Consider the following 13,361-nt stretch of genomic DNA (forward strand, 5'->3'; position numbering starts at 1 on the left):
GATGACCACCCGCACCCCCGAGCAGCTCCGCGACGACCTGGTCGCCCACATCCGCCGCTGGGGCACCTTCCGCACCGGTCAGGTCGAAGCCGCGTTCCGCACCGTGCCGCGGCATCTGTTCCTGCCCGACGTCGACCTGGAGACCGCCTACGGCACGCAGGTCGTCGTGACCCGCCGCGCATCCGACGGCACGGCGCTGTCCTCGGCCTCGCAGCCCGACCTCGTCGCCGCCATGCTCGAACAGGCTGACGTCCACCCCGGTCACCGCATCCTGGAGATCGGCACCGCCACCGGCATCAACGCCGCTCTCCTGGCAGAACTGGCCGGCCCGACCGGTCATGTGACCACCATCGAGATCGACGAGGACCTCATCGGCGGCGCCCGCACCGCGCTGGCGGCAGCCAGCTACGACCAGGTCGACGTGATCCACGGGGACGGCGCGGTCGGCTACCCGGATGGGGCATCTTACGACCGGATCGTGATCACGGCGGGGGCGTTCGACCTTGCAGCAGCCTGGTGGGAGCAGCTCGCCCCCGCCGGCCGGATCGTCGTACCACTACGCCTGCACGGAAGCGGCCTGACCCGCTCCCTCGCGTTCGACGCGGGCGAGCCAGGCCGGCTGGTCAGCCGCTCGGCGCTCGTCTGCGGATTCATTCCGCTGCGCGGCGCCGGCGCCCACGCCGGCCGCACGCTGACCCTCGCGGACGGAGCTGTCCTGCGCGTCGACGACCACGACCCCGTGGACGAGCCTGCGCTACGCGCCGCGGCAGACAGCCCTCCCCACGCGCTGTGGACCGGTCTGACGATCCATGACCACGAACCGACCGCCCACCTCGACCTGTGGCTCGTCACCGCCGGCACCCGCTTCGCCCGCCTCGCCGTCGACACCACCGCCCGCCACGACAGCCAGCTCGGCCCGGCGCGGCGCTGGGCCGGGGCCACCATCCACGACGGCACCACGATCGCCTACGTCACCCTGCGCCCACTCGCCCCCGACACCGACGAGCTCGGCGTCACCGCCCACGGTCCCCACGCGACCACCCTCGCCACGCAGCTCACCGACCTGCTCCATCACTGGCGAAAGGAAGGCCCCGCCGAGCCCGTCATCACCGCCCACCCCGCAGGCACCCCCGACGACCAGCTCTCCGCTGGACACCGCATCGACCGGCCGAACAGCCGCCTCACCGTCCGCTGGCAGCCCTGAGAACGGGCGACCAGCGCCATGGCTGCCACCACGTCCACGGCCGCGACACCCTCGACGTTCGACATCGTCGCCGCGCGCTTCCCCCTCGTTCCCCGCTCCCGGCCATCCTGTCCACCCCTTGATGCCCGAATCGCCCACGTCGCCGCCCTCGCCGGCCAAGCCGCCGGGGGCGGCGGCGACGCGCTGCTGCGCGCGGCCGAGGCGCACAACCTCGCAGCGCTGATCGCCAGCGACTGCGGACTGCCTGACCTCGCACGAAGCCTCTGCTGGCGCCAGATCGACACCCTCCCGCTCCGCCGCCCACTCGACGGAGCGACGGCGAAACTCGCCCTCCAACCGTTCATCAACCTGGCGCGCCTGCGGCTGCGCGCGGGCGATGGCCTGGCCGCGTACCAGATGCTCACGACGCTCTACGACGTCGTCGTGGCGAGGACCAGCACCGCCATCGACGAACGAGCACTCGTGTTCGACGACCTCGTCACCGATGTCGACCACCCACAGACCGTCCGCTGGCTGTGGACCGTCCTGCTCGCCGACGGCACCCGCGCCCTGACCCGAACCGGCCACTGGACCGAGGCCCTCGACCACCTCAACCGCCACAAGGGCATCGGACAGCGCCTCCTCGACGGCCGCCAGACCGCGATCCTTGCCCACCACGCCCACCGAGACCATTACGCCGCCGAGCACCTGCTCACCACCACAGCCACCACCCAGCCCTGGGAGCAATCCGTCGCCACCTGCCTCGGCCTCCTCCACAGACACCTCACAGGTCTCAAGACCCCTGACGACGGCAGGAGCACGATCGATGCGCTCCTCCCGTCGAACAACCCCGAGCACCTGACGTTCAACATCCAGCTCGGCCTGTGCCTCCTCGACCTCGCGGACACCCCCCAGCATCTGAGGCCGGTCCTCGACACGATCATCGACGGCGCCCTGCACAGCGACGATGCCTACGCCGCCCGAGACCTACTCACCCACCCAGCCGCCCGCGGGTACCTCAACCGCGACCAGCTGACGCTTCTGAACGAAAGACAGCGACACTCCGGGCTCGGTAGCGGCCGCATCCCCGAAGCGCTCCGCACACGGCTCCTCGGCGCCCTCGCGCTCGCCAGCTGAGGGAATCTGGACTGGAGTCCAGCCGGGGTGCGGTGGTCTCCGCCGGCTCGCCGTCGGATTAGTCAATCGGGGTTGCCACGGCGGTGCCGCTTCCTACTCTCGGGGCGTGATCGAATCGCTACGGGTAACGTCTACTGTGGGGATCCGCGTCGGGAAGTATCAGGTTCCCGCCTGCCGGCAGAAGGCGCCAGCCCGGTGACGGTTTCAATGAACGCAACGGTCCGGCCGAGCGAGGACGGGCATGTCTTCCACCGCCACCCCCGTTCCAGCCCGCAGCTCGGAGCCGGTAATGGTGGTTTCCGCGTCCTCCAGCGCGTGTGTCAGCAGCTGGGTGGTAGACCGGCCGAGCGGTGGTGTGCCTGCTGGGCGTCGCTCGGCCACCGCGGCGCGAGTGGTGTGCCGAAGCTGGGTGGCAGGCCTGCTGGGCGGAGGCGTTTCTGCTCGGCATCGGTCGGCGGAGGTGGAAACGGGAATTCGTCCACCCACCAGGATGCGTAGTGGGGGTTGGCTCGGACCAGGCCGGCGCACTTCGTAGGTGGTATCAACGCGTAGACAGCGGCGAGATCGTCGGAGATCAGGGTGGCTACCCGGGAGAAGTCGGTGGAGCCGGGTTCGAGGGGTTGGCTGCTGGCCGTGAGAAGTAGGCCGCCGAAGAGATCGTGAATCCCGCGCAGAGCCAGGGATTTCTGGTGTTGGTTGTAGGCGATCGGCTCGAGGTCGATCGTGCACATGCCTCGCGCTACGACTGTCACGGCTGAGCGGATGTTTTTCAGATGCTCGGTGACGAGATCAAGAATATCCTGCGTGTGTGCGCGGCGGGCGTTCTGCGTCGGATCGTCGACGTTATAGAAATGGGCTCGGGTGAACTCGTCCATGACGTCTCCCTCGGCTGGACGTGCCAACAAGTGTACGCGCGTCTCTCGCTGACTTTTCGGCTTCCGTATGGGGTGACGCACCCTATTGAGCTAAATTGGTAAGCGTGTATAGATTGTAATCTAGTGCTTGGTTGCGGGGCGCGAGCCGGATAGGTATCCCGCATAGGGAAGGCAATCCGAGGTAGGTGTCCGCCTCGGTGGGAGATCTTGATGGCGCTGCTTCCGCGGTGGGAGCGCGACGCACTCCAGGGGTCGTCGGCATTTCGGCTCGGCCTTCGGAGGTCCCTGTGGGGGAGAGGTTGCGCGCGCCCTGGGGCGCTGGGCGCCTGGGGCGGTGGATACGTCCGCTGCGCCGGATGCTCGTCGTCCTGTGGGTGGGAGCCATCGTCATTGTGGCCCGAGCAGCGGTCAGCCGAGCGGACTCGATCGAAGTGAACCCGACCTGGGGCGACGCCCCCGGGGTCGAGAAGGTCGAGCGGATCCTCAACGTGACCGCCCAGGCGAGTCTCGTCTGCTGTGTGCTGTCCGGCGTGATCGGTGGCGGGATTCTTGGACTTGGAAAGATCTTCGGGGGCCTGCAATCCGGCAACACTGCCGCCAAGATGATCTTCGGTGGTGGGGGCGGCGCGTTGATCATTACGCTCAGCGCGAGGATCATTGGTTGGCTGATCAGTGATCCCGCGACGGCGAACGCATGACGGGCCCGCGTCGCCAGCGGGCGCACGCCCGCCATCGAGCGGGGCATCGACCCTGGACTTGTCCCGGCCGTCGCCCGGGGTGTCGCGAGCACGGCCGCAGCGGTCCGGCACCAGTTAGCTACCGTGACGCACGCCGCGGTGTACGGCTTACGGTCGGCGTGCTGGCGGTGGTGAGCATTCTCGGATTTGCGGTGTGGACGTTCGTCGACCGTTCGTCTTCGCCGGAGGCCCTTGCTGCTTCGGTTGTCGCCTCTACGGCGGATGATCCGGATTGCCGCACGGCCACCGCGACCTTCACGGACGTTTCGGTGCCCGGGTATGGCGGCCCGGCGCCCGCAGGCTGGCAGCCAGCTCAGCGCTGCCCATCCGATAGTCGGCTGGGGGCGCGATCGCCGGAGAGCGGTTTCGCAGCCCAGCCGGCGCAGATTCCGGGAATCGGCGGGATTGTTGGTGGTCTGGTGGGCGGAGGCATCACGGGGGTTATGGAAACGGCGGTCGAAACCGTAGTGAACCGGGTGTCGCAGAATCTGGTTGACGCGGCCAAAAGTATGATCCTCGAGTTCCTCGGGGCATCGACCCGGCCGCAGGTGACAGCAGAGGAGTTTATCGGCCCTCACGGTGCGTACCACAGCACGGCATCGATGGCCACTCTGCTGCTCGTCGGATGCGTGATGATCGGTGTTGGGCAGGGACTCTGGTCTGGCGAGCCGGTCCAGGCCATGCTGCGACTTCTTGGCGATATACCCGTCGCGGTACTGGCCATACTGGGTTTTCCGTGGGTCGTGGATCAGCTGGTCACGATTTCCGATGTGATGGCCGACTGGGTGCTCGGGAACGACCTTCGTACCAGGAATGAGATCCTCGATCTGGTCGTGCCTTTCTCTGGCGGCCCAGACGGTAACGTCGGGTATCTGATCCCCCGGATCTTCGTGTATCTCGGGGTCGCCTTGATATACCTGGAACTCGTCGTGCGGAACGGTCTGATCTACATGGTCGTCGCGCTTGCCCCGCTGTCATTCATGGCGATAACGATGTCAGGGGCTAAATTGGCGGCGCGGAAGGCTGTCGAAATGGTTGTCGCCATAATTTTGATCAAGCCGGCGGTATTCGTCGAGCTACGGGTAGGGCTCGACCTCGCTCATCCGGGTCTCGGTAGCCCGGCGGCCGATGGTGATGCGTGGGGAGAAATCTTTGTCGGCATGGCGATCGTGTTTATCGCCGCGTTCATGCCATGGATCATCTGGCGCCTCATGCCCCTGATGGAACATGCGATGGTCGCACAAGGAGTTGCCCGAGCGCCGTTCCGCGCTGGGATGCAGGCCATGCAGATGGTGTACTTCGGGTCCGCGCTGGCCGGGCGCGGCGCCCGCGGTGGAGCAGGCGGTGGACGCGGCAGGGTGTTCGGGCAGCAGCCAGCCGGCGCTGGAGGCGGAGGCGGGTTCGGCCCGCCTCGGAGTCTGACCGGTACGGGTGCCTCCGCGAACGGCCCAACCCGCCCGATGACACGTGACAGCTCTGGCGCGGGCAGTGAACGGCGCGGAACTAGGCGGGCAGAGACACCTTCTTCGTCGAAGCCGCCGTCTGGTCCGGACCTGGGGGAGCGTTCGCTGGGTGATCCGCGGTCTGGCGGGCGCGTTCGGCGGGGCGAGCCTCCGCCTGCTCCGCCCGGTGACCGGCGAGGACCCGAAAGTCCGCGGGGCCGGTCATGATCCGCCCGCCGGTGTACCGGCTTACCCGCCGCCGGTCCGGCGCGACCCACTTCGGTCTCGCCGGGGCACCGCTGGTGCTGGTCGCAGGGGGTTTCGCCGCGCTGGTTCTGCTTCCGCTGCTGACCGACAGCGTAGCGATCGGAGTCGTCGTGGCCGCTGCCTGCGGGCTGGCCGCGTTCCTGCCGGTACCGGGCGGAGGGCCCGTCTACCAGGCTGTACCGCTTGCCATGCGGCATCTGGCCCGTCGGGTCGGAAGGCGGCACCAGTGGACCGCTTCGCTGCCCCTGCTCGCCGGCGCTCCTGCCACGGCGGAGAGCACGAGGGGCGAGGCCCGACGGCTCCTACCGCCGCCGCTACGAGGTCTGGAGATCCTCACCGTCCCCCGTGCTTCCGCGACGGGCGCGACGCGCAGCCTCGCTCCCATCGCCCTGATCCATGACCGGCGCGCCGGCACGCTCACCGCGGTGCTGTCCGCACGCGGCAGTGAGTTCGGGCTGCTCGAGCCTGCTGACCAGCATCACCGGCTGTCCGCCTGGGCGCAGGTCCTCTCCAACACTGCCCGCGACAGCGGCGTGGTGCGGCTGGGCTGGTCGCTGTGGTCCGCTCCTGTCTCGCCGGCCGACCATGTGCACTGGCTGAAGGACCGCCACCCTGACACGGCCACGGCGGGCGTCGGGCACACCCGGGCGGCTGAGGACTACCAGACGCTGCTCGAGAACGCCGCGGCGACGCTGACCCGCCATGACTTACGGCTGTGGCTGTCACTCGACACAGGCCGGCTGCCCCGCCGCGCCGACCCGACTGACGCCGCGGCGCAGGCCGCGCTCACCCTGGCCGAACGGTGCCGCGCCGCCGGCCTGGTCGTGGATGATCCCGATTCGCCGGTGGGCGTCGCCGAGGCGCTGCGTCTGCGCGCCGACCCGTCCGTGGCCGCCACCCTCTCCAGAGTGCAGCGCACGCTCGCACAGCAGATGGGCACCGCCAGCGTTATAGACGGCGTGCACGCCGGGCCGTTGTCGATGCACGCGCAATGGGACGCCGTGCGCATCGACGACGTATGGCACCGGGTCTTCTGGGTGTCACAGTGGCCGACGGCCGCCCTGCACCCGGGCTGGCTCGACCCCCTGCTGTTCGACGTCTCCTGCGTCCGCACGGTGGCGCTCCTGCTGGAGCCGGTGTCCGCACGTGCCTCCCGCCGGCGGATCAACTCCGACGCCGTCGAGGTGGAGAGCCGGATGGCGGTGCGGGAACGGCACGGTTTTCGGGTTCCGACCCACCTGGCAGGGGCGCAGCAGCAGGTCGACGAACGGGAAGCCGAACTGCACGCCGGCCACGCCGAATACGGCTACCTCGCACTCGTCGACATCGCCGCGCCGACCCGCGGCGACCTCGACGACGCCAGCCGCCAGCTCGTCGACGTGGCCGCGTTCGCCGGCATCAACGAAATCCGCCCGCTACACGGCCGCCACGACCTGGCCTGGGCCGCGACCCTACCCACCGGCAGAGCACCCGGCCGCGGGCTTCTCGGTGGATCCCCATGACGCAGAGCCCATCCGGGATCCCCTCGACGGCGTCCGCGTGCCAAGACAGCCCCGTACCCCCCGGCAGACAGGAGATGACACCGAATGGCGCCCAGCAATCCCGCCGGCACACCGGCGACCACGCCCCGCCCCGGCATCCCGCGCGGACGGCGATGGGCACATCCGATCGCCTCCTGGCGTACCTCCCGCCGCGCGACGATCCTCGCCGAGCACCGCGCGGAGCTGGGACGGGCAGGCCGCCAGGCCCAGGCCGAGCTCGTCCGCGCCGGCTACCATCTCGGCCCGGTCCCATACGGCTACCGTGCGCTGCCCGTCCCGGCCATCGACGAATCCGGACGAGCGCACCTGCGGCGTCGGCTTCACCACGACCCGACCACCGCCCCCACCGTCCGGCTGATCTTTCACCTGCGCGCGCGCCAGCATCGCAGCTACGCGGCCATCACCCACCAGCTCATCACCGTGGCCCTGCCGCCGCCGGGGCAGGGCGCCGACGGGCCGCGGCTGTGGACCGCCGACGCCGTGCGCCGGATCGTCACCAACCCCGTCTACATGGGATGGCAGGTCTGGGGTCGCACGCGCCGGGGCCGCAGAACCGACCCGGCGCAGTGGGTGGTGTGCACCGACGCGCACGAACCGATCGTGACCGAGCTGCTGTTCACCCACGCCCAGCACCTCCCCGGAACCCGCCCGGCCGCCCTGCCGCCTATAGCCGGCCACCGGGACCCCGGCACACCTCCACCGCCCCTCGCGGAGTTGCCGTGATCCGAGGCGCCCGTCCTCGCCACGGCCGAGACTCAGGGCGGGCGCCGGTGCCCGCCGGCGGCCCGTTGTTGCCCCCGCAGTTGCGGGACCGTCGACTCGCACTGTCCCGCGACCTGGCCACCACCGCCCATCTCTGCTCGGCCTATCCGTTCACCGTCGAAGCTGGCACCGGCGTCGCCGGCGCCTTCCTGGGCGCCAACCGCCTCGCCGGCGGCGGGTTCTTCTTCGACCTGCACGACGCCTACGCCGACGGCCTGCTCCAAGGCCCCAACATGGTCATCTGCGGCGCTGGCGCCTACGGCAAGTCCGCCATCGCCAAGACGTACGTCTACCGGTCCACCGCCCTCGCCCCGACCCGCTTCGTCGCCGTCATCGACCCGAAAGGGGAGTGGACGGCCCTGGCCCGCGCGCTCGGCTGGTCCGCGTTGAGGCTGCGACCCGGCGGGTCACTGATCGTCAACCCGTTCGACCGCGGGCCCGCCCAGCACACGCTCGCTGACACCGACCTGCTCGCGCAGCGGGTGACGGTCGCGACCACCCTGTTCGCGATCGCGCTCACCAAGGCCGAGCTCGCCGCCGGCGAGCAGCGTCTCCTCCACGAAGCCCTGCGCCATCTCACCGCCGCCACCGCTCCGGCCGTGAGCCCGACCCTCACCGACCTTCAGCGCCTGCTGGCCGACCCGCCCGCCGCCCTGGCGACCGCGCTGGACACCACCCCCGCCGATCTCGCGGAACGCCGCCGCCCACTGCTCGACGCCTGCGCGATGCTCGTCGAGCACGACCTGCGCGGCATCTGTGACACCGCCACCAGCGTCGACCTCTCCTGGACCGACGCCCCCGGTCTCGTGCTCGACCTGTCAGCCCTGCTCACCCGCCGGCGCACCCTCAAACTCGTCCTCGCCGCGGCAGCCGGCTGGCTGCAGGGCGTCATGTACCAGCAGACCGACCGCCGCAAGCTCGTCATCCTCGACGAAGGCTGGATTGCCCTCGAGGACCTTGCCATCACCCGCTTCCTGCAGGACCAGTGGCGTCTCGGCCGGCAGTGGGGAACCGCGAACATCCTCATCACCCATGCCCTGGCCGACCTGCGTTCCCAGGTCGACGACGGCGCCGCCGCAGGCAAGATCGCCGAAGGGCTGCTCACCACCACCTCGGCCCGAGTTTTCCTGCACCAGAACCCCGAGCAGACCCGCAGGCTCCTGGCCGACCTCGGACTCACCAGCACCGAGACCAACCTGCTCCGGCTCCTCGACCCGCTCCAGGCACTGTGGAAGATCGGAAGCCGAGCAGCTGTCGTCGACCACGTCGTCGCCCCCTGGGAATGGGCTGGGTTCGCTGGCACCGACGACGCGATGACCGCCGTCGCACCAACGGCGTACTGACTCCATCGCGAAGCTTCTGGGTGTCAGCCTGCCGACGTCGTCCACCCACATCTCCGAACTCGGCGGCCGGACTGCGTCTGCGGCCTCCGGCCGCGGAGCCTGCCAGACAAACCCGCGTCTGAACAGGTCGGAGCGCCAGGTAGAAGGAGAAGACTTCACCCAGGGGGATTACCCCCAGGGATCCGGCCGACGACACCCACGACGCTGGTCGGGTCAGCCCGCTGGCAGCCTCATCTTCCCGTCCCCGACGGCGAGTCCACGGGGTCACATCCGTGGACTTCACTCCGGTAATCCCCACGGCAAGCGGCTGACCAAGCAGAGCGATAAAGATCGCTAAATGGTTCGGCGGCGAATGTAGTGGACGGCAGCGATGAATACGAGCGTGGCGAGCGTGACGAAGAGAGCGGTCTCGAGCGCCTGAAAAAGCCAGTACCGTCCGGCGGGTTGGATCAGCTCCAGATTGTAGCCGCCGGGGCCCACGTCGAAATTGCAGGGCGTTCCCACGATCTCCCGAGGGTCGCAGAAGGCGCGAACACTGTTCGCTGGAGTTCCTCCGTAGATTAGATCCCCTTGAGCGTTGTAAAGTCCGGCACTGTAGACCCAGTCGCCGTGAAGTTCATTGGGTCGGGTAGTGCCCACGACCGGATACCTGCGCTCAACGAGCGGCAAGAAGTGTGGCCGTAGAAGGAAAACCACCGTGATTCGACTGGCGGCGAAACCGACTAGGGTGATCGCCATTGCGGGCAGCGCCCTCCGGGTGATGGAACCCGCAAGAATCCCGAGCGTCACTGCGAACAGACTGAAGCCGACCGGAACCAGGCCCTGAACGTCGAACATCCAAGAGAACCGATTGCCTGTGGCCTGATTGAGAGGGCCAAACCACCATGACACCAGCAGCGTGTACATGGCGGCGATCACCGCCACGCCTACTGCTACCAAGCCGAATTTTGTAACAGCCCAGCGTAGCCGACTTACTCCCTGGGTCCAGGCCAGCAGGTGTGTGCCGTTCTTGACCTCCCGTGCAACCATTGGTGCACCACAGAAGAGACCTACAAAAAGTGGCAAAATTACTAGGATTAGCGCTATAAGGCTGCGATTTTGGAAACGACTAGTGAATTGTTCGACCTGTGGCCCGCAGTCGCCGCCTGCGGTATCAACGAACTCGGCGGCACCGGGTCCGCGCAGGCATGTGGGAAGGCCCAGGCTATCGAACGTATGGTGCATCTGCAGACCAGTGGGAACGAGGACGGCGGCGAGTGCAGCGAGCAGGGATACAGCGAAGAGTGCCTGCATCCGATGCTGCCGCCAGGTCATCCAGATCATACATGCACCCCCTGCACGCCGTTGTCTGAGCGATGCCCGATGGGACCTGGTAGCAGGCCCTCCGCGGGATCGGCGAGGTAGGCGAGGACGAGGTCTTGGAGGCTGACGTCCTGGACCATCCAAGAAGGGTCGTGAACCACTCCGTCGGTGCGCACCAACAAGGTTGACTGGCGATCGGTGTGGCTGGCTCGCACGACTTGGGCCACACCAATGATCTTCTTTTGGTGAGCCGAGCCGATGACTACCGGGCCGATGAGTACTTTATGCCGGGCTTTCAGCTCCTCGACCGAGCCGAGGACCTGTACCTGTCCGGCGGACATTATCACCAGCCAGTCACACACTCGGTCGAGATCCTCGATAAGGTGCGAGGACAGCACTATCGTAGCCCCCTGCTCGGCAGTGCTACCCATCAATGTCCGCAGGAACTCTCGTCGTGCCAGCAGGTCAAGCCCGGCTGCCGGCTCGTCCAGGAGCAGAAGTTCGGGCCGCTTTCCCAGCGCTAGTGTGAGCGCCACCTGTACCCGCTGCCCTCCGGGTAGGCTCCCTACCCGCCAGTGCAATGGGATATCAAGCCGCCTCAGTTGTTCACGCGCCGACGCCTGCTCGAAGCCCCGGTTGAGCTTGGAGCCCATTACCAGTAGTTCGTCCGCGGTGAAGTCGCTGTAGAGGGGGGCGCCCTGAGCCACGAAACCAACCCTGGTCATCAGCCCGGAGCTGTAATAAGGTTTCTCGCCCAGCACCCGGATACTGCCCGTGCTCGGGCGGAGCAGGCCCGCGGCCAAGTGTAGCAGTGTCGTCTTGCCAGCGCCGTTCGGCCCGACTAGGGCCACTATTCCCCCGCGGGGTAGAGACAGTGTGCAGTCCCTTACTGCCCAGTGGCGCCCGTAGCGCGCGCCCAGCCCGGTCGTCTCGACAGCCGCGGTCACGCTATGCCTTCCTGAAAGGTAGACCTCAGAGTCGTCTCTACCAACGCGACAATGTCCTCTTGACCGAGACCGGCCGTCCGGGCTCGTCCTAGCCATGCGACCAGGTCGCGGCGCAGCGCGACCTGGCTCACCAGCGACGGACCGGCCAGCGTTCGCACGACGAATGTCCCCAAGCCTGGCCGTCCTTTCACTAGCCCCTCGTGCTCAAGCTCCCGGTATGCCTTCAACACTGTGTTTGGATTGATCGCCAACGACTCTGTGACCTCGCGAATACGAGGAAGCTGATCGCCCGGCTCTAGATAGCCGACGCGCAGCGCCTGCCTCACCTGGCTCACGAGCTGCATGTAGGGCGCTACCGGGGATCGGCCGTCGAGGCTGAACTCGATCATTAGGACCTAATGAGTCGTGGGAGCCAGCCGTCCGGCAGACTCCCGATCGATAGCCGCTGGCAGGTGAGCACTCGTGGGTCCTGGACTTCGAGTCCTGTTGAAAGACCGTGCCCCTGCCGGTTGGCCGGGAGAGTTGATCGCTGATGGGATGTCGTGCCCGCCCCTACGGCGTGAGCACTGTGTTCATTAGGTCGCTGATGGTTCTCCCGCTGGCTGTTCATGGTGATCGGCATGAAGGGCGGGAGAAGGGTGTTGCGGCTGTTCGTCGGGGACGACTGGGCGGAAGACCACCACGATGTGGAGGTGACGGACGCCTCGGGCCTCGGCTGGTCATGGCCCGGCTGCACGCGCTGGTCGGCGAGCACGCCGGCGACGACGTCAAGGTGCTGGTCGGGATCGAAACCGACCGCGGTCCGTGGGTGGCGGCGCTGGTCGCCGCCGGATACGTGGTGTTCGCGATCAACCCTTTGCAGGCGTCCCGGTTCTGGGCCCGGCACACGGTGTCGGGTGCCAAGCGCGACGCCGCGGACGCGCATGTGCTGGCGGACATGGTCCGCACCGACGCCCACCAGTTGCGCCCGGTGGCCGGGGACACCCCTACCGCCGAGGCGGTGGAGGTCGTGACCCGCATCTACAAGACGCTGATCTGGGAACGTACCCGGCACACCCAGCGGCTGCGGCACGCGTTGCGAGACTAATTCCCCGCCGCGCTGGCCGCCTTCGACGTCGCCGACACCCTGGAACTGCTGGACAAGGCCCCTACCCCCGCGCAGGCAGCCCGGCTGACCATCAGCCAGATCGGCGCCGCGCTGCGCCGCGACATCCCGACGAAGGCGGCCGCGATCCAGGCCGTGCTGCGCGCGGAGCACCTCGGCCAGCCTGACGTCGTGACCGACGCCTACACGGTGGTCTCGGTCCGCGCCCTGGTCGCCGGGCAGGTCAAGGCCCTGCAAGGGCAGGTGGAGGAGCATTTTGGCCGACACCCGGCCGCTGAGATCATCCGGTCCCAACCCGGACTGGGACCGGTCCTCGGTGCCCGGGTGCTCGCGGAGTTCGGCGACGACCCCGACCGCTACACCACCGCCAAAGCCCGCAAGAACTACGCCAGCACGTCCCCGATCACCCGCGCCCCCGGCAAGAAGAAGACCGTCGCGGCCTGTCACGTCCACAACGGCCGGCAACGAACCCACGAAGCCACCCACAACGCCGCCCCGCGCCAGCTCGCCAACCGCCTCGTCGGCATCCTCCATGGCTGACTCAAGACCGGCACCCCCTGCAACGAGACGACCGCCTGGCCGTCCACCGAACAGCTCGCGGCTTGACATGTCACCTCCTGGGGTGTTTTTCGACTGTTCCATGACTCTCGAATCCCTAATATCCTACTATACTAGGTCGGTAAGTAATAGCAGTTCGCGGCTCGCTGTCGTATCCACACC

11 protein-coding genes and 1 pseudogene are annotated in these 13,361 nt (G+C 68.0%); 8 read left to right on the forward strand and 4 right to left on the reverse strand.

Annotation, left to right across the window (positions count from 1 at the left end; translation table 11 throughout):
* The first annotated feature begins 1 nt into the window (after position 1).
* Both fxlM and FRANEAN1_RS06575 read left to right on the forward strand, forming a co-directional pair.
* A complete protein-coding gene (gene fxlM / locus FRANEAN1_RS06570) occupies positions 2-1,204 on the forward strand; it encodes a methyltransferase, FxLD system (protein ID WP_020458961.1) in 1,203 nt (400 codons plus the stop codon).
* A gap of 18 nt (positions 1,205-1,222) precedes the next feature.
* Positions 1,223-2,320, forward strand: a complete 1,098-nt coding sequence (locus FRANEAN1_RS06575; protein WP_020458962.1) for a hypothetical protein — start codon at positions 1,223-1,225, stop codon at positions 2,318-2,320.
* Between the two features lie 320 nt (positions 2,321-2,640).
* Here the strand turns inward: FRANEAN1_RS06575 and FRANEAN1_RS06580 are convergent, their stop codons facing one another.
* Entirely contained in the window at positions 2,641-3,195 is a 555-nt protein-coding gene (locus FRANEAN1_RS06580) for a hypothetical protein (protein ID WP_020458963.1), read from the reverse strand.
* A 356-nt stretch (positions 3,196-3,551) separates the two neighbouring features.
* On the opposite strand from FRANEAN1_RS06580, the gene FRANEAN1_RS06585 reads away from it, so the two are divergent.
* From FRANEAN1_RS06585 to FRANEAN1_RS06605, 5 genes are all read left to right on the forward strand, one after another.
* A complete protein-coding gene (locus FRANEAN1_RS06585) occupies positions 3,552-3,893 on the forward strand; it encodes a hypothetical protein (RefSeq protein ID WP_157472392.1) in 342 nt (113 codons plus the stop codon).
* Between the two features lie 158 nt (positions 3,894-4,051).
* Positions 4,052-5,602, forward strand: a complete 1,551-nt coding sequence (locus FRANEAN1_RS06590) for an aminoglycoside adenyltransferase (protein WP_157472395.1) — start codon at positions 4,052-4,054, stop codon at positions 5,600-5,602.
* Entirely contained in the window at positions 5,599-7,143 is a 1,545-nt protein-coding gene (locus tag FRANEAN1_RS06595; protein ID WP_020458966.1) for an SCO6880 family protein, read from the forward strand. Before FRANEAN1_RS06590 ends, FRANEAN1_RS06595 begins: the two co-directional genes overlap by 4 nt.
* 84 nt (positions 7,144-7,227) lie before the next feature.
* Entirely contained in the window at positions 7,228-7,905 is a 678-nt protein-coding gene (locus FRANEAN1_RS06600; protein WP_020458967.1) for a recombinase family protein, read from the forward strand.
* Between the two features lie 47 nt (positions 7,906-7,952).
* Positions 7,953-9,287, forward strand: a complete 1,335-nt coding sequence (locus tag FRANEAN1_RS06605) for an ATP-binding protein (protein WP_157472397.1) — start codon at positions 7,953-7,955, stop codon at positions 9,285-9,287.
* Between the two features lie 333 nt (positions 9,288-9,620).
* On the opposite strand, the gene FRANEAN1_RS37755 is transcribed toward FRANEAN1_RS06605, so the two are convergent.
* Genes FRANEAN1_RS37755 through FRANEAN1_RS06620 form a run of 3 tightly spaced genes read right to left on the reverse strand, consistent with a single transcriptional unit; the run spans position 9,621 to position 11,925 of the window.
* A complete protein-coding gene (locus tag FRANEAN1_RS37755) occupies positions 9,621-10,610 on the reverse strand; it encodes a transporter (protein ID WP_020458969.1) in 990 nt (329 codons plus the stop codon).
* Complete coding sequence (locus FRANEAN1_RS06615) at positions 10,607-11,536, reverse strand: ABC transporter ATP-binding protein (RefSeq protein WP_020458970.1); 930 nt, start codon at positions 11,534-11,536, stop codon at positions 10,607-10,609. The genes FRANEAN1_RS37755 and FRANEAN1_RS06615 overlap by 4 nt, the downstream gene beginning before the upstream one ends.
* Entirely contained in the window at positions 11,533-11,925 is a 393-nt protein-coding gene (locus FRANEAN1_RS06620) for a GntR family transcriptional regulator (protein WP_020458971.1), read from the reverse strand. Before FRANEAN1_RS06620 ends, FRANEAN1_RS06615 begins: the two co-directional genes overlap by 4 nt.
* Positions 11,926-12,156: 231 nt before the next feature.
* On the opposite strand from FRANEAN1_RS06620, the pseudogene FRANEAN1_RS06625 reads away from it, so the two are divergent.
* Positions 12,157-13,178 (forward strand): annotated as a pseudogene (locus FRANEAN1_RS06625) (transposase); the annotation flags it as partial.
* Positions 13,179-13,361: the final 183 nt, after the last annotated feature.

Origin of the sequence: Parafrankia sp. EAN1pec (genome assembly GCF_000018005.1) — a bacterium.
GTDB classification, from domain to species: Bacteria; Actinomycetota; Actinomycetes; order Frankiales; family Frankiaceae; genus Parafrankia; species Parafrankia soli.

Coding starts and splice junctions, on each gene's coding strand:
- FRANEAN1_RS06595 (WP_020458966.1), top strand. CDS start 5,599: ATGATCCGCCCGCCGGTGTACCGGCTTACCCGCCGCCGGTCCGGCGCG.
- FRANEAN1_RS06585 (WP_157472392.1), top strand. CDS start 3,552: ATGCTCGTCGTCCTGTGGGTGGGAGCCATCGTCATTGTGGCCCGAGCA.
- FRANEAN1_RS06600 (WP_020458967.1), top strand. CDS start 7,228: ATGGCGCCCAGCAATCCCGCCGGCACACCGGCGACCACGCCCCGCCCC.
- fxlM (WP_020458961.1), top strand. CDS start 2: ATGACCACCCGCACCCCCGAGCAGCTCCGCGACGACCTGGTCGCCCAC.
- FRANEAN1_RS06575 (WP_020458962.1), top strand. CDS start 1,223: ATGGCTGCCACCACGTCCACGGCCGCGACACCCTCGACGTTCGACATC.
- FRANEAN1_RS06620 (WP_020458971.1), bottom strand. CDS start 11,925: ATGATCGAGTTCAGCCTCGACGGCCGATCCCCGGTAGCGCCCTACATG.
- FRANEAN1_RS37755 (WP_020458969.1), bottom strand. CDS start 10,610: ATGATCTGGATGACCTGGCGGCAGCATCGGATGCAGGCACTCTTCGCT.
- FRANEAN1_RS06580 (WP_020458963.1), bottom strand. CDS start 3,195: ATGGACGAGTTCACCCGAGCCCATTTCTATAACGTCGACGATCCGACG.